The organism is Streptomyces sp. P13-3-3 (assembly GCF_050571355.1).
Taxonomy (GTDB): domain Bacteria; phylum Actinomycetota; class Actinomycetes; order Streptomycetales; family Streptomycetaceae; genus Streptomyces; species Streptomyces althioticus.
On the sequence record NZ_CP192228.1, the window covers coordinates 3,817,599 to 3,831,392 of the forward strand.

Genomic DNA, 13,794 nt, shown 5'->3' on the forward strand with positions numbered 1-13,794 from the left:
CGAGCCCTCGAAAGGGCGCGGGGAACTGTGCGCTCAGCCCCCCGGCGGAGGTCGGCTGGGGTGGAGGCCCGTTGTGGGGTGCTGTCCGTCCGCGGATGGCGGGGTGGGCGCGCCCGTAAGGGGCGCGAGGGGCTGCGCGGTCAGGCTCCGCCCGGCCGGGGCCCGCGTCGTCGCGTCGTTCCCTCCCGCGGCCGCCGCGGAGAGGGGACCGCCGGAGCAGGGTCGTCGGAGACGGCGATGCGGCGGAGGACGTCCGGGCGCCGGATCAACAAGGTCCGGCGCCCGGTGGACACCGCATCCTTCTCCCGCAGCTCGCGCAGTAGCCTCTGCACCATCTCCCGGGACGCCCCCACCGACCCGGCCAGCTCCTGCTTGCTCAGCGGCACGGCCAGTTCGACACCGTCCGCCGTACGGCGGCCGTGGCTGCGCGCCAGGTCCAGCAACAGCACGGCGAACCGCTGACGCACGCTCATCGAGGCGAACTCCAGCCGCCGCCGGTCCGCCGCCCGGGTGCGGTCCGCGGTGAGGCCGAGGAGCGCGAACGACGCGGCGGGCGACCGGCTCAGGAACTCCTTGAACCGCGCGTGCTCCACGGCCACCGCCCGCACCGGCTCCAGCGCGGTCACCGTCGCCGACCGAGGCCGCCCGGTCAGCGCGGCGGACTCGCCGACGACGTCGCCGGCGCCGCGCAGCGCGAGCAGTGCCTCGTAGCCGTTGGCGGCCGCGGCCGTAACCTTCGTCCATCCCTGGACCAGGAACAGCACGTGGGAGGACGGTTCACGCTGGTGCAGCAGCACGACGCGCGGCGCGAACCGCAGCTCACGGCCGAGCCCGAGCAGCGCGGTGCGCTCTCCGCTCTCCAGACGGGCCAGGAACGGCACCCTGTCCTCCAGGCCACCGTCGTCCGGACCGTGTGACGCCGATGTCATCAGACTGGACCCCCCGTTCATCCGCGGCGGACGGATCAAAGTACTGAGCGCGGGGTGTGTAAAGGGCGCGATCCGGCCAAGTCGCCGAAGGGTTACGTGCCGTGCGAAAGGAATCACGGGCACCAGCAGGAAGAACCGCGAGAAGTCCGGCGTGTCGCGTCCCACTCCGTTTGTTTTGACCGGAGTCCATGAGCTAGGTACGCTCAGACCTTGTGCCTGGGGTGTGCCCTGGCCTTCGTGCGTGCCATCACACCGCACCGGGGGCTGTGAAACGGTCACCGCAATTCAGCGCTTCCTTCTGCCTTGCGGTGGGAGTCCGCCGGATTCGACACACCCGACCGCGTGGGTCGGAGATGTTCCAGGTTAGCTGTACCCATCGGCACACAGAAACCGGAGAAGTAGTGCCTACGATCCAGCAGCTGGTCCGAAAGGGCCGGCAGGACAAGGTCGAGAAGAACAAGACGCCCGCACTCGAGGGTTCCCCTCAGCGCCGTGGCGTCTGCACGCGTGTGTTCACGACCACCCCGAAGAAGCCGAACTCGGCCCTGCGTAAGGTCGCGCGTGTGCGTCTGACCAGCGGGATCGAGGTCACCGCCTACATTCCGGGTGAGGGACACAACCTGCAGGAGCACTCCATCGTGCTCGTGCGCGGCGGCCGTGTGAAGGACCTGCCGGGTGTTCGCTACAAGATCATCCGCGGCTCGCTCGACACCCAGGGTGTCAAGAACCGCAAGCAGGCTCGCAGCCGTTACGGCGCCAAGAAGGAGAAGTAAGAATGCCTCGTAAGGGCCCCGCCCCGAAGCGCCCGGTCATCATCGACCCGGTTTACGGCTCCCCTCTGGTGACCTCCCTGATCAACAAGGTGCTGCTGAACGGCAAGCGCTCCACCGCCGAGCGCATCGTCTACGGCGCCATGGAGGGCCTGCGCGAGAAGACCGGCAACGACCCGGTCATCACGCTGAAGCGCGCTCTCGAGAACATCAAGCCGACCCTCGAGGTCAAGTCCCGCCGTGTCGGTGGTGCCACCTACCAGGTCCCGGTCGAGGTCAAGCCCGGCCGTGCCAACACGCTGGCGCTGCGCTGGCTGGTCGGTTACTCCCGCGCCCGTCGCGAGAAGACCATGACCGAGCGTCTGCTCAACGAGCTCCTCGACGCCAGCAACGGCCTGGGCGCCGCTGTGAAGAAGCGTGAGGACACGCACAAGATGGCCGAGTCCAACAAGGCCTTCGCGCACTACCGCTGGTAGTCGCAGACCCCATCGAGACCGAGAGAAGACTGAAGCCTTATGGCTACCACTTCGCTTGACCTGGCCAGGGTCCGCAACATCGGGATCATGGCCCACATCGACGCGGGCAAGACGACGACCACCGAGCGGATCCTGTTCTACACCGGCGTTTCCTACAAGATCGGTGAGGTCCACGACGGCGCTGCCACCATGGACTGGATGGAGCAGGAGCAGGAGCGTGGCATCACGATCACCTCTGCTGCCACCACCTGTCACTGGCCGCTGGAAGACGTCGACCACACCATCAACATCATCGACACGCCGGGCCACGTCGACTTCACCGTCGAGGTGGAGCGTTCCCTGCGCGTGCTCGACGGTGCCGTGACGGTGTTCGACGGCGTCGCCGGCGTCGAGCCCCAGTCCGAGACCGTGTGGCGTCAGGCGGACCGCTACGGCGTTCCGCGTATCTGCTTCGTCAACAAGCTCGACCGCACCGGTGCCGAGTTCCACCGCTGCGTCGACATGATCAGCGACCGCCTGGGTGCGCAGCCGCTCGTCATGCAGCTGCCCATCGGTGCCGAGGCCGACTTCCAGGGTGTCGTCGACCTCGTCACGATGAAGGCCTTCGTGTGGTCCGCCGAGGCGGCCAAGGGCGAGATGTACGACATCGTCGACATCCCGGCCACGCACACCGAGGCCGCCGAGGAGTGGCGCGGCAAGCTGCTCGAGGCCGTCGCGGAGAACGACGAAGAGCTGATGGAGCTGTACCTCGAGGGCCAGGAGCCCTCCGTGGAGCAGCTGTACGCGGCGATCCGTCGTATCACCATCGCCTCCGGCAAGGGCGACGGCACCACCGTCACCCCCGTGTTCTGCGGCACCGCGTTCAAGAACAAGGGCGTGCAGCCCCTGCTCGACGCCGTCGTGCGCTACCTGCCCTCCCCCCTGGACGTCGAGGCCATCGAGGGCCACGACCCCAAGGACGCGGAGCAGGTCGTCGCCCGCAAGCCGTCGGACGAGGAGCCCCTCGCCGCGCTCGCGTTCAAGATCATGAGCGACCCGCACCTCGGCAAGCTCACCTTCGTCCGCGTGTACTCCGGCCGTCTGGAGTCCGGCACCCAGGTGCTGAACTCCGTGAAGGGCAAGAAGGAGCGCATCGGCAAGATCTACCGCATGCACGCGAACAAGCGTGAGGAGATCGAGTCGGTGGGCGCCGGTGACATCGTCGCCGTCATGGGTCTGAAGCAGACCACCACCGGTGAGACGCTGTCCGACGACAAGAGCCCGGTCATCCTGGAGTCCATGGACTTCCCGGCGCCGGTCATCCAGGTCGCCATCGAGCCCAAGTCGAAGGGCGACCAGGAGAAGCTCGGCGTCGCGATCCAGCGGCTCGCCGAGGAGGACCCCTCGTTCCAGGTTCACTCGGACGAGGAGACCGGCCAGACCATCATCGGCGGTATGGGCGAGCTGCACCTCGAGGTGCTGGTCGACCGCATGCGCCGTGAGTTCAAGGTCGAGGCCAACGTCGGCAAGCCCCAGGTCGCGTACCGTGAGACGATCCGCAAGACCGTCGAGCGCGTCGACTACACCCACAAGAAGCAGACCGGTGGTACCGGTCAGTTCGCCAAGGTGCAGATCGCGATCGAGCCGATCGAGGGCGGCGACGCCTCGTACGAGTTCGTGAACAAGGTGACCGGTGGCCGCATCCCGAAGGAGTACATCCCTTCGGTGGACGCCGGTGCCCAGGAGGCCATGCAGTTCGGCATCCTGGCCGGCTACGAGATGACGGGCGTCCGCGTCACGCTTCTCGACGGTGGCTACCACGAGGTCGACTCCTCCGAGCTCGCGTTCAAGATCGCCGGATCGCAGGCCTTCAAGGAGGCCGCGCGCAAGGCCGGCCCTGTGCTGCTCGAGCCGATGATGGCCGTCGAGGTCACCACGCCCGAGGACTACATGGGTGAGGTCATCGGCGACATCAACTCCCGCCGTGGCCAGATCCAGGCCATGGAGGAGCGGGCCGGTGCCCGCGTCGTGAAGGGTCTCGTGCCCCTCTCGGAGATGTTCGGCTACGTCGGCGACCTGCGCAGCAAGACGTCCGGCCGTGCCAGCTACTCCATGCAGTTCGACTCCTACGCCGAGGTTCCGCGGAACGTCGCCGAGGAGATCATCGCGAAGGCCAAGGGCGAATAAGGGGCTCCGTTTAACGGACTCCGTAACAACGCTTTAGGCTTGACCCCGGAGCCTGCAAGTGGTCATTCCACCGTCACCCGGTGGAATGACCCGGGCCCGGGTTTCCCAGCAAAGATCACCTGGCGCCGATGAAGTAAGGCGTACAGAACCACTCCACAGGAGGACCCCAGTGGCGAAGGCGAAGTTCGAGCGGACTAAGCCGCACGTCAACATCGGCACCATCGGTCACATCGACCACGGTAAGACGACCCTCACGGCCGCCATTACCAAGGTGCTGCACGACGCGTACCCGGACCTGAACGAGGCCTCGGCCTTCGACCAGATCGACAAGGCTCCCGAAGAGCGCCAGCGCGGTATCACCATCTCCATCGCGCACGTCGAGTACCAGACCGAGACGCGTCACTACGCCCACGTCGACTGCCCCGGTCACGCGGACTACATCAAGAACATGATCACGGGTGCGGCGCAGATGGACGGCGCCATCCTCGTGGTCGCCGCCACGGACGGCCCGATGCCGCAGACCAAGGAGCACGTGCTCCTGGCCCGCCAGGTCGGCGTTCCCTACATCGTCGTCGCCCTGAACAAGGCCGACATGGTCGACGACGAGGAGATCCTGGAGCTCGTCGAGCTCGAGGTGCGTGAGCTCCTCTCCGAGTACGAGTTCCCGGGCGACGACGTTCCGGTCGTCAAGGTCTCCGCCCTGAAGGCCCTCGAGGGCGACAAGGAGTGGGCCAACTCCGTCCTCGAGCTCATGAACGCCGTCGACACCGCGATTCCGGAGCCGGAGCGCGACGTCGACAAGCCGTTCCTCATGCCGATCGAGGACGTCTTCACGATCACCGGTCGCGGTACGGTCGTCACCGGCCGTATCGAGCGTGGTGTCCTGAAGGTCAACGAGACCGTCGACATCATCGGCATCAAGCCGGAGAAGACCACCACCACGGTCACCGGCATCGAGATGTTCCGGAAGCTCCTCGACGAGGGCCAGGCCGGTGAGAACGTCGGTCTGCTCCTCCGCGGCATCAAGCGCGAGGACGTCGAGCGCGGCCAGGTCATCATCAAGCCGGGCTCGGTCACCCCGCACACCGAGTTCGAGGCCCAGGCCTACATCCTGTCGAAGGACGAGGGTGGCCGTCACACCCCGTTCTTCAACAACTACCGCCCGCAGTTCTACTTCCGTACGACGGACGTGACCGGCGTCGTGACCCTCCCCGAGGGCACCGAGATGGTCATGCCGGGTGACAACACCGAGATGAAGGTGGAGCTCATCCAGCCCGTCGCCATGGAGGAGGGCCTGAAGTTCGCCATCCGTGAGGGTGGCCGGACCGTGGGCGCCGGCCAGGTCACCAAGATCGTCAAGTGACGTTCTGACCTGGTAGCTCCTGCTGCGAGCACCTGAAAGGGGCCCGCACGACTTCGGTCGTGCGGGCCTCCTTTTTGCTTTCCGGGCCGGGTTTTCCAGGACTGCGGTTCTCTGGGTGCCGGCCTCAGAGGTTGGCGAGGCGGGTCAGCCACTCGTCGAGGAGGAGACGCTCCGCGGGGCTCAGGGGAGTCCGGTCGTCGAGGACGGCCCGGAGGGCCCTTGCCGCCCCTGCGGGACCCTCCTCGGCCTCTACGACCGGCTCCTTGCGGGTCACGGCCGTCACCATCGCCTCTCTCAGAGAGGCCAGCAGTGCCGGGTCGCGTTGCGTCTCGGGCAGCGACAGCCAGGTGAGCACCGCGCCGCGTCCCGTCGCGTGGATGATCTGCGCGGCCAGTTCCTCGTCGACGCGCAGCCAGCCGGCCGCGGCGAGCCTGCGGACGCGCGCCCGAAGGATCTTCAGGCCGGCCTGGAAGGCGGGGGAGTCGGAGCGGGTGGGCTCCCCGTACATCAGCGTGAAGAGCGCCGGGTTCGAGAGGCCGAACTCGACCGCGAGGTCCCAGCCGTGACGCAGGTCCTCGACGAGGTCCGGCGGGTCGGGGTCGAGGCGCTTTCCGGCGACGAACGTGGCGAAGCCGTACTCGGCGACGGCGTCCAGCAGCCCTTCCTTGTCGCCGAACAGCCGGTAGATGGCCGGCGGCTGGAGGCCCGCCGCGTCGGCGACGGCCCTGGTGGTGACGGCGTCCCGGCCGCCTCGCGCCAGCAGGTCGATGGCCGCGTCGATGACGCGCTGCCGGGTCTGCTCCCGGGCTCCGGAGGAGGGGACGCCGCCGTCCGCGGCGGCGTCAGAGGTCGTCGATGAGGACATGAATCAATGGTAGCGCCTGCCCGATATCGACGTTAGTATCGTTGATAACGGTGACGTGGTTCCGATGGAAACATATCCGTGGGCGTCGCCGTGTCCGCTACTGAGGGAGCGTGTCATGATCATCATCACGGGAGCCACCGGGAAGCTGGGCCGTCTGGTCGTCGAGAAGCTCCTCGACCGCGTGCCGGCCACCGAGGTCGGCGTCAGCGTCCGCGATCCGCGCAAGGCGCGGGGTCTCGCCGAGCGGGGTGTGCGCGTGCGTCAGGGCAGCTTCACCGACCCGGGCAGCCTCGCCCACGCCTTCGAGGATGCCTCGCAGGTGCTGCTGATCTCCGTCGACAAGATGGGCGAGGAGTGCGTGAAGCAGCACCGCACCGCCGTCGAGGCCGCCGTCACGGCCGGCGTCCGCCGGGTCCTCTACACCGGGCACGTGGGCGGCGGTTCCGCGTCCCGCTTCCAGGCCTGCCGCGACCACGCGGCGACCGAGGAGGCGCTGCGCACCTCGGGCCTGCCGTACACCGTGCTGCGCAACGGCTTCTACGCCTCCAGTGCCCTGGACTTCCTCGCTCCCGGGCTGCAGTCGGGCCGGGTCGCTCTGCCGGCGGACGGCCCGGTGAGCTGGACGGCGCACGCCGACCTGGCCGAGGCGGCGGCGGCGATCCTGGCCGACGAGGGCCGCTTCGAGGGGGCCACCCCGCCGCTGACGGGACCGGAGGCGCTGACCTTCGACGACCTGGCCCGCATCGCCACCGAGGTGACGGGCCGTACGGTCACCAGGGCGGTCGCGCCCGACGAGGAGTTCCGGGCGGGCCTGACGGGCCGGGGCGTGCCGGACGAACTGGCCGGCCACCTGCTGGGTGTCTTCGAGGCGAGCAGGGCGGGGGAGTTCGCGGCGGTCGATCCGGCGCTGGCGGATCTGATAGGCCGGGAGCCGGTCGGGGTGGCGGCACAGTTGCGGGAGAGGGTGGAGCGCGGCTGAGGGTGCGCGGGGCTCGTCAGCTGGGGCGGCGCAGGCCGTCGACCAGGACCGCTGCCAGGCGGCGGGCGTCGTAGTCGGGGTCGGTCTCCGCGCCGATGCAGAGGTTGCCCACGCCGCGCATCAGGGTGAGGGCGGCGATGTCCTCGCGGATCTCCCCGGCCGCCCGCGCGGCGTCGAGCAGCTGCGTGCAGACGGGGACCAGGCGGTCGAGGAAGTACGCGTGCAGGCCCTCGAAGCCCGACTGGTCGGAGCGGAGGACCGCGGCCAGGCCGTGCTTGGTGACCAGGAAGTCGACGAACAGGTCGATCCACTGCCGCAGTGCGTCGTGCGGGCTCGGGGTGGACTCCAGCAGGGCCGGGCCGGCCTCGGCGCAGGCCTCCACCTGATGCCGGTAGACGGCGATGATCAGGTCCGCGCGGGTGGGGAAGTGCCGGTAGAGGGTGCCCAGGCCGACGCCGGCCCGGGAGGCGATGTCGCGCACCGGGGCGTCCACGCCGCTCGTGACGAAGACCGCGGCGGCCGCCTCCAGCAGCGTCTCCTTGTTGCGCCGGGCGTCCTTGCGCCGTGACGCGGTGTCGCCCGCGTCGCCGTCCTTGTCCCTCTGCTTCACCGTGTCGTCCTCCACCTCGCGCATGCCTCCGCATGGTCTCACGCACGCCCGAGGGCGCTTCCTCGTGCCCGGGGTGCCGGATCCACTGGCGAAACGGAACAGTGTTCCGTATCGTAGGACGCGTACCGGAACGTCGTTCCGTTTACCTACCCGTGAGGAGACCACGGCATGCAGTACCGCACGCTCGGCCGCACCGGCGTCCAGGTCAGCACGCTCGCCCTGGGGGCGATGAACTTCGGCGCCATCGGGCGCACCACGCAGGAGGAGGCCACCGCCATCGTCGACGCGGCCCTGGAGGCCGGCGTCAACGTCATCGACACCGCCGACATGTACGGCGACGGCGAGTCCGAGGAGATCGTGGGCAAGGCCATCGCCGGCCGCCGCGACGACATCGTGCTGGCCACGAAGGCGACCATGCCGATCGGTGACGAGCGCAACCACCGCGGCAGCTCGCGGCGTTGGATCTACACCGCCCTCGACAACAGCCTGCGCCGCCTCGGCGTCGACCACGTGGACCTCTACCAGATGCACCGCTGGGACCCGACGACCAGCGACGAGGAAACCCTGTCGGCCCTCACCGACCTCCAGCGCGCCGGCAAGATCCGCTCCTTCGGTTCCTCGACCTTCCCCGCGTACCGCATCGTGCAGGCCCAGTGGGCCGCCCGCGAGCACCGGCTCGGCCGGTACGTGACCGAGCAGCCCAGCTACTCGATGCTGCAGCGCGGCATCGAGGCCCACGTCCTGCCGGTGACCGAGGAGTACGGCATGGGCGTGCTGGCCTGGTCCCCGCTGGCCTCCGGCTGGCTGTCGGGTGCGGTGCGCAAGGGCCGGGACGTCACCACCCACCGCTCGGCGATCCTGCCGGAGCGCTTCGACCCCTCGCTGCCGCACAACCAGGCCCGGTACGACGCGGTGGAGCGGCTGGCCGGCGTCGCGGACGAGGCCGGGCTCACCCTGATCCAGCTCGCGCTCGGCTTCGTCAACGCCCACCCCGCCGTGACGGCCGCGCTCATCGGTCCCCGCACGGTCGAGCACCTCAGCTCACAGCTCGCCGCCGCGGACACCGTGCTGTCCGCCGACGTCCTCGACGCCATCGACGAGATCGTCGCCCCGGGGACCGACCTGGCTCCCGGCGAGAAGTTCGACACCCCGCCCGCGCTCCTCGACGCCTCGCTGCGCCGCCGTCGCTGACCGCCGCCCGTCCGGAAGGGGGCTCCGGCCCATGCCCGACACGACCCATCCGGCCGCCCGGCCCGGGCGGCCCAGCTTCGGCGTCATGACGGCGCCCTCGCAGGTCGGCTACGACGACCTCGTCCGCGTCTGGCGCGAGGCGGACGAGGTGCCCGAGATCGAGCACGCCTGGCTGTTCGACCACCTCATGCCCATCTGGGGTGATCCGGAGGGGCCGACGTTCGAGGGCTGGACGCTGCTGGCTGCCCTCGCGGCGCAGACGCGGCGGCTGCGGCTGGGGGTGATGGTCACCAGCAACCGGTTCCGGCCGCCCGCCCTCCTCGCGAAGATCGCGACGACCGTCGACGTCGTGTCGGGCGGCCGGCTCGACTTCGGCATAGGCGTCGGCTCGCGCCCGAACCCGCCCGAGGCCTGGCGGGAGTACCCGGCCCACGGGCTGCCGTTCCACGAACCGGCGCAGGCGGTGGCGAGCCTGGCCGAGGCCTGCGTGCTGATCAAGCGGCTGTGGACGGAGGAGAAGCCCTTCGACTTCCACGGTGAACACCACCGCCTGACGGGGGCGTTCGGCAGCCCGAAGCCGGTGCAGCGCCCGCACCCGCCGATCCTCGTCGGCGGCCGGTCGTCGGCGACGCTGCGTGTGGCCGCGGCCCACGCCGACCTGTGGAACGTTCCGGGCGGCGACATCGACGACGTGGTGCGGCGCAGTGCCCTGCTGGACCGGTACTGCGCCGACATCGGCCGCGACCCCGCGTCGATCGTCCGGTCGATCCACGTCCCGGTCGACACCGGCCGGCCCGACGCCGTACGGGACGCCGTGGGGGAGGCGCTGGAGGCAGGGTTCCGGCACATCGTGCTCGGGCTGCCCGCTCCGTTCCCCGAAGGCATTGCCCGGTGGGTGGCGGAGGAGGTGATCCGCCCGTCGACGGGATGAGCGCCGCGCGAACACCTCTCACATGCACGGGTATTGACGCGCCGCTCGGCAGGACCGTACGGTCCGGCCATCCCTAATGTTTCGGTTACCACTTCGAAACATTCGAGAATGACGACGGGAATGAGAGCCCCCGCATGAGACCCTTCCGTTTCGCCACCGTGGCCCTCGCCACCGCAGCGCTGGCCCTGCCGCTCCTCGGCGGTTCGGCGTCCGCCGCCTCGCCGGCCGGCCCTAAGGCGCCGCCGCACGCCCACGGCTCGCACGCCCCGCTGCGCGCGGCCGCCCCCGAAGGTTTCGTGATCGGCACCGCCGTCGCCGGCGGCGGCCACCACCTGGAGCAGGACTACCCGGACCCCTTCACGTACGACAAGGAGTACCGGAAGGTCCTGGGGCGGGAGTTCAGCTCGGTCTCGCCCGAGAACCAGATGAAGTGGGACTACATCCACCCCGAGCGCGACCGCTACGACTTCAAGCAGGCGGACGCGATCGTCGAGTTCGCGCGCAAGAACCACCAGGTGGTGCGCGGCCACACGCTGTTGTGGCACAGCCAGAACCCGGCGTGGCTGGAGGAGGGCGACTTCACCAAGGCGGAACTGCGCGGGATCCTGCGCGAGCACATCACCAAGGTGGTCGGCCGCTACAAGGGCAAGATCCAGCAGTGGGACGTGGCGAACGAGATCTTCGACGACCAGGGCAACCTGCGGACGCAGGAGAACATCTGGATCCGTGAGCTCGGCCCGGAGATCGTCGCGGACGCGTTCCGCTGGGCGCACAAGGCGGACCCGAAGGCGAAGCTGTTCTTCAACGACTTCAACGTCGAGAGCGTCAACGCGAAGAGCGACGCGTACTACGCGCTGGTGAAGGACCTGCTCAAGCAGCGGGTGCCGGTGCACGGCTTCTCCGTGCAGGGCCACCTGAGCACGCGCTACGGCTTCCCCGGCGACCTCGCCGACAACCTGCACCGCTTCGACGCGCTCGGCCTCGAGACCGCGGTCACCGAGCTGGACGTCCGCATGGACGTGCCCGAGGGCTCGCTGCCGACCCCGGCCCAGGAGAAGCAGCAGGCCGAGTACTACCAGCGGATGCTGGAGGCGTGCCTGGACGTCGAGGGCTGCAACTCGTTCACCATCTGGGGCTTCACCGACAAGTACTCGTGGGTCCCGGTGTTCTTCGAGGGCGAGGGCTTCGCGACGGTCATGACGGAGGACTTCGACCGCAAGCCGGCGTACTACGCGCTGCGCGACACGCTGAAGGACGCCCGTCACCACGACTGCGGGAAGGGTGGCCCGAAGGGGCCGAAGGGGCCGAAGCACAAGCACTGAGCGGTCTCCCGCACGTCCCTCACACCGCCGCCCCGGCCCGGTCGCCCGTCACCGGTCCGGGGTGGCGGTGCTGTGGGCTCCCGGGGCAGAAGCCCAGGTAGGTGATCTGGAGGATGTACACCCGCTCACTGCGCACGACGATCTGATAGGCGAACATTCCGCCGCGCACGGTGATGTCACTGCCCCTGGGGTCCAGCTCGGCATGGGCCCGACCGTGCACGCGGCCTGGTGCTCCACCTCGGCGACGAACGCGGGTGGTGCGGTGCGGGCGGCTTCCTCGGCTCCGAAGGCGTACTCCCACGCCCAGCTCAATCGCGTACTGCCTTCATGGCCTCGTCCAGCACCTCGGTCAGTTCGCGCAACGCCTCCTTGGCCGTCCTGGCGTCCTCGTGCTCCAGGTTGCTCCTGGCGCGGGCATGCCGGGCGGCGAGGTCGGGGCGGCGGGCGATCTCGATGTCACGGGCCCAGGTGAGGACCCAGCCGCGTACCGGGCTGAGCGACTGCCACTCCACGACCTTGGCGAAGGCCTCATCCTTGGTCCGCTGCATCTCCGGGAGGAGCTGCGGGGCGACGACGGCGAGTGCGGCACGGAGGGCGTCGGGGGTCTGCTCCGGACGGGGTACCAGCTCGTGTCCGTGGCCGGCCTGCGTGCTCATGGAGTCCTCCAGGGAGTGCACTGGCCAGAGCAGTCGTCCGGGGTGGCCGGGGTGTCGGAGCGCGGGCATGAGGGAGCGTTTCTCCTGCTCAGGAGGTGCGTGGCAAGCCGGCTGCTCTGGCTTGCGCTCTACCGGAAGCAGAAGCGCCGGGGGCTCGCGAGCGCAGCTGAGTGGTGGATGATCACTCACCCGAGTGATCATCGGGACCCGCTGGACTCTTCGTCGCCTCCCGTGCAAGAAGTCAGCAGCGCGCAGAGAGCTACCGGCGTGGCGAAGGCCGTGCGGGTGGTGCGCATCGAAGTCCCGTTCCTCCGAACATCAGTGGTCTGTCGTGATCGTCCACGAGTTGTCCAGTGCTGTCCACGCTGTCCGGCTCGTTGGCAGGGGGAGGTGCCGGTGTGTGCGGTGCGCGGACGACTCGGAGGGGTGTGGGATGGCGGTGGACGGTGAGGCCGTACGGGGCTCGGGGGAGGCCGACGAGCCGGGGTGGGAGGTGGATCCGGACGACGAGTGGGGCGTCGCCGTCATCACCACCGTGGGACGGCAGTTGAAGCTGCGGCGCGAGGCCGAGGAGATGCGGGTGTGCGACTTCGCCCGTGCCGTCGGCTACGGGGAGGACCTCGTGTACAAGGTCGAGGCGGGAAAGCGGATTCCGCGGCGCGAGTATCTGGAGCGGGCCGACGAGGTGCTGAGGGCGGGTGGGCTGCTCGCGGCGGCGTGGGAGGACGTGAAGAGGGTTCGGTATCCGCGCCGAGTACGGGAGTTGGCCAAGCTCGAGGCGCAGGCCGTCGAGATCGGCGTATACGAAAGCATCAGCGTCAACGGCCTGTTGCAGACCCCGGAGCACGCGCGGGCGCTGTTCGAGGCATGGCAGCCCGCCTATTCGGAGGAGGACCTGGAGCGCGTGCTGGCGGCCCGGATGGCACGGCAGTCCGTCTTCGAGCGCTCACCCGCGCCCGCACTGAGCTTTGTCCTGGAAGAGGCGGCCCTCCGGCGCCGCGTGGGCAGCACAATGGTGTGCCGCCGACAACTCGAACGCCTGCTGCAGGTAGGCCGGTTGCGCAACGTCACCCTCCAGGTGATGCCGACCAGCAGCGGCGCCCATCCAGGGCTGAGCGGACGGATCGAGATCCTGAAGTTCGCCGACGGCACGGCGGTGGGCCGGTCCGACGGCGCGTACAACGGCCGCCCCACCTCCGACCCGAAACAGCTCCGCGTTCTCGAACTGCGGTATGGCACCATCCGAGCCCAGGCGCTCCCGCCCGGGGAGTCGCTCACCTTCATCGAGCACGTGCTGGGAGAGACATGATGCGCAAGGCAGCCGCCGGAGACATCTCCGAGCCGAAGTGGTTCAAGAGCAGCTACAGCAGCGGCCCCGACGGCGACTCCTGCGTCGAGGTCGCCATAACCCCCCGCACCGTCCACGTCCGCGACTCGAAAACACCCGCCGGCGCCCGGCTGGCCCTCACCCCCACGGCGTGGACCCGCTTCCTGGCGTACGCGTCCCACGAGGGCTGATCCGGCCCCGCCCGCGCA

At 69.3% G+C, this 13,794-nt stretch carries 15 protein-coding genes; 10 read left to right on the forward strand and 5 right to left on the reverse strand.

Annotated features, from left to right (window positions below; genetic code table 11):
• Positions 1-140: 140 nt before the first annotated feature.
• Positions 141-929: a Crp/Fnr family transcriptional regulator gene (locus tag ACQZOG_RS17525; protein WP_261675471.1), complete on the reverse strand. Its 789-nt coding sequence runs from the start codon at positions 927-929 to the stop codon at positions 141-143.
• 401 nt (positions 930-1,330) lie between these two features.
• Between ACQZOG_RS17525 and rpsL the strand changes: the two genes are divergently transcribed.
• From rpsL to tuf, 4 genes are all read left to right on the forward strand, one after another.
• Positions 1,331-1,702 (forward strand): 30S ribosomal protein S12, encoded by a 372-nt coding sequence (gene rpsL / locus ACQZOG_RS17530; RefSeq protein ID WP_003948652.1) that lies wholly within the window; start codon positions 1,331-1,333, stop codon positions 1,700-1,702.
• A gap of 2 nt (positions 1,703-1,704) precedes the next feature.
• Complete coding sequence (gene rpsG / locus ACQZOG_RS17535; protein WP_003998848.1) at positions 1,705-2,175, forward strand: 30S ribosomal protein S7; 471 nt, start codon at positions 1,705-1,707, stop codon at positions 2,173-2,175.
• A gap of 39 nt (positions 2,176-2,214) precedes the next feature.
• On the forward strand, positions 2,215-4,341 hold the full coding sequence (gene fusA / locus ACQZOG_RS17540; protein ID WP_058916773.1) for an elongation factor G: 2,127 nt from the start codon (positions 2,215-2,217) through the stop codon (positions 4,339-4,341).
• A 169-nt stretch (positions 4,342-4,510) separates the two neighbouring features.
• Entirely contained in the window at positions 4,511-5,704 is a 1,194-nt protein-coding gene (gene tuf / locus ACQZOG_RS17545) for an elongation factor Tu (RefSeq protein ID WP_033272475.1), read from the forward strand.
• A gap of 124 nt (positions 5,705-5,828) precedes the next feature.
• On the opposite strand, the gene ACQZOG_RS17550 is transcribed toward tuf, so the two are convergent.
• The gene (locus tag ACQZOG_RS17550) at positions 5,829-6,569 is read right to left on the reverse strand and encodes a TetR/AcrR family transcriptional regulator (protein WP_193456071.1); all 741 of its coding nucleotides are present in this window, start codon (positions 6,567-6,569) and stop codon (positions 5,829-5,831) included.
• 115 nt (positions 6,570-6,684) lie between these two features.
• Between ACQZOG_RS17550 and ACQZOG_RS17555 the strand changes: the two genes are divergently transcribed.
• The gene (locus tag ACQZOG_RS17555) at positions 6,685-7,548 is read left to right on the forward strand and encodes an SDR family oxidoreductase (RefSeq protein WP_430741629.1); all 864 of its coding nucleotides are present in this window, start codon (positions 6,685-6,687) and stop codon (positions 7,546-7,548) included.
• Positions 7,549-7,564: 16 nt separating this feature from the next.
• On the opposite strand, the gene ACQZOG_RS17560 is transcribed toward ACQZOG_RS17555, so the two are convergent.
• A complete protein-coding gene (locus ACQZOG_RS17560; RefSeq protein ID WP_430741630.1) occupies positions 7,565-8,182 on the reverse strand; it encodes a TetR/AcrR family transcriptional regulator in 618 nt (205 codons plus the stop codon).
• A 144-nt stretch (positions 8,183-8,326) separates the two neighbouring features.
• Between ACQZOG_RS17560 and ACQZOG_RS17565 the strand changes: the two genes are divergently transcribed.
• The 3 genes from ACQZOG_RS17565 (at position 8,327) to ACQZOG_RS17575 (ending at position 11,602) form a co-directional block, all read left to right on the forward strand.
• A complete protein-coding gene (locus tag ACQZOG_RS17565; RefSeq protein WP_430741631.1) occupies positions 8,327-9,349 on the forward strand; it encodes an aldo/keto reductase in 1,023 nt (340 codons plus the stop codon).
• A gap of 31 nt (positions 9,350-9,380) precedes the next feature.
• The gene (locus ACQZOG_RS17570) at positions 9,381-10,280 is read left to right on the forward strand and encodes an LLM class flavin-dependent oxidoreductase (protein ID WP_430741632.1); all 900 of its coding nucleotides are present in this window, start codon (positions 9,381-9,383) and stop codon (positions 10,278-10,280) included.
• 134 nt (positions 10,281-10,414) lie between these two features.
• Positions 10,415-11,602 carry an endo-1,4-beta-xylanase gene (locus ACQZOG_RS17575; protein WP_033272471.1) on the forward strand — a complete coding sequence of 396 codons (1,188 nt, stop codon included), beginning with the start codon at positions 10,415-10,417 and terminating at the stop codon, positions 11,600-11,602.
• Positions 11,603-11,621: 19 nt separating this feature from the next.
• On the opposite strand, the gene ACQZOG_RS17580 is transcribed toward ACQZOG_RS17575, so the two are convergent.
• Together ACQZOG_RS17580 and ACQZOG_RS17585 are read right to left on the reverse strand one after the other, a co-directional pair.
• Positions 11,622-11,822: a hypothetical protein gene (locus ACQZOG_RS17580; protein WP_351033026.1), complete on the reverse strand. Its 201-nt coding sequence runs from the start codon at positions 11,820-11,822 to the stop codon at positions 11,622-11,624.
• Positions 11,823-11,910: 88 nt separating this feature from the next.
• The gene (locus tag ACQZOG_RS17585; protein WP_203550294.1) at positions 11,911-12,258 is read right to left on the reverse strand and encodes a hypothetical protein; all 348 of its coding nucleotides are present in this window, start codon (positions 12,256-12,258) and stop codon (positions 11,911-11,913) included.
• 433 nt (positions 12,259-12,691) lie between these two features.
• Between ACQZOG_RS17585 and ACQZOG_RS17590 the strand changes: the two genes are divergently transcribed.
• A complete protein-coding gene (locus ACQZOG_RS17590) occupies positions 12,692-13,567 on the forward strand; it encodes a helix-turn-helix domain-containing protein (RefSeq protein ID WP_193466714.1) in 876 nt (291 codons plus the stop codon).
• On the forward strand, positions 13,564-13,776 hold the full coding sequence (locus tag ACQZOG_RS17595) for a DUF397 domain-containing protein (protein ID WP_037641075.1): 213 nt from the start codon (positions 13,564-13,566) through the stop codon (positions 13,774-13,776). Before ACQZOG_RS17590 ends, ACQZOG_RS17595 begins: the two co-directional genes overlap by 4 nt.
• The last annotated feature ends 18 nt before the right edge of the window (positions 13,777-13,794 follow it).

Excerpts from the sequence above, each read along its gene's own strand:
- ACQZOG_RS17525 (WP_261675471.1), bottom strand. The coding sequence starts at position 929 with ATGACATCGGCGTCACACGGTCCGGACGACGGTGGCCTGGAGGACAGG.
- rpsG (WP_003998848.1), top strand. The coding sequence starts at position 1,705 with ATGCCTCGTAAGGGCCCCGCCCCGAAGCGCCCGGTCATCATCGACCCG.
- fusA (WP_058916773.1), top strand. The coding sequence starts at position 2,215 with ATGGCTACCACTTCGCTTGACCTGGCCAGGGTCCGCAACATCGGGATC.
- ACQZOG_RS17550 (WP_193456071.1), bottom strand. The coding sequence starts at position 6,569 with ATGTCCTCATCGACGACCTCTGACGCCGCCGCGGACGGCGGCGTCCCC.
- ACQZOG_RS17555 (WP_430741629.1), top strand. The coding sequence starts at position 6,685 with ATGATCATCATCACGGGAGCCACCGGGAAGCTGGGCCGTCTGGTCGTC.
- ACQZOG_RS17560 (WP_430741630.1), bottom strand. The coding sequence starts at position 8,182 with ATGCGCGAGGTGGAGGACGACACGGTGAAGCAGAGGGACAAGGACGGC.
- ACQZOG_RS17565 (WP_430741631.1), top strand. The coding sequence starts at position 8,327 with ATGCAGTACCGCACGCTCGGCCGCACCGGCGTCCAGGTCAGCACGCTC.
- ACQZOG_RS17570 (WP_430741632.1), top strand. The coding sequence starts at position 9,381 with ATGCCCGACACGACCCATCCGGCCGCCCGGCCCGGGCGGCCCAGCTTC.
- ACQZOG_RS17575 (WP_033272471.1), top strand. The coding sequence starts at position 10,415 with ATGAGACCCTTCCGTTTCGCCACCGTGGCCCTCGCCACCGCAGCGCTG.
- ACQZOG_RS17585 (WP_203550294.1), bottom strand. The coding sequence starts at position 12,258 with ATGAGCACGCAGGCCGGCCACGGACACGAGCTGGTACCCCGTCCGGAG.
- ACQZOG_RS17590 (WP_193466714.1), top strand. The coding sequence starts at position 12,692 with ATGGCGGTGGACGGTGAGGCCGTACGGGGCTCGGGGGAGGCCGACGAG.
- ACQZOG_RS17595 (WP_037641075.1), top strand. The coding sequence starts at position 13,564 with ATGATGCGCAAGGCAGCCGCCGGAGACATCTCCGAGCCGAAGTGGTTC.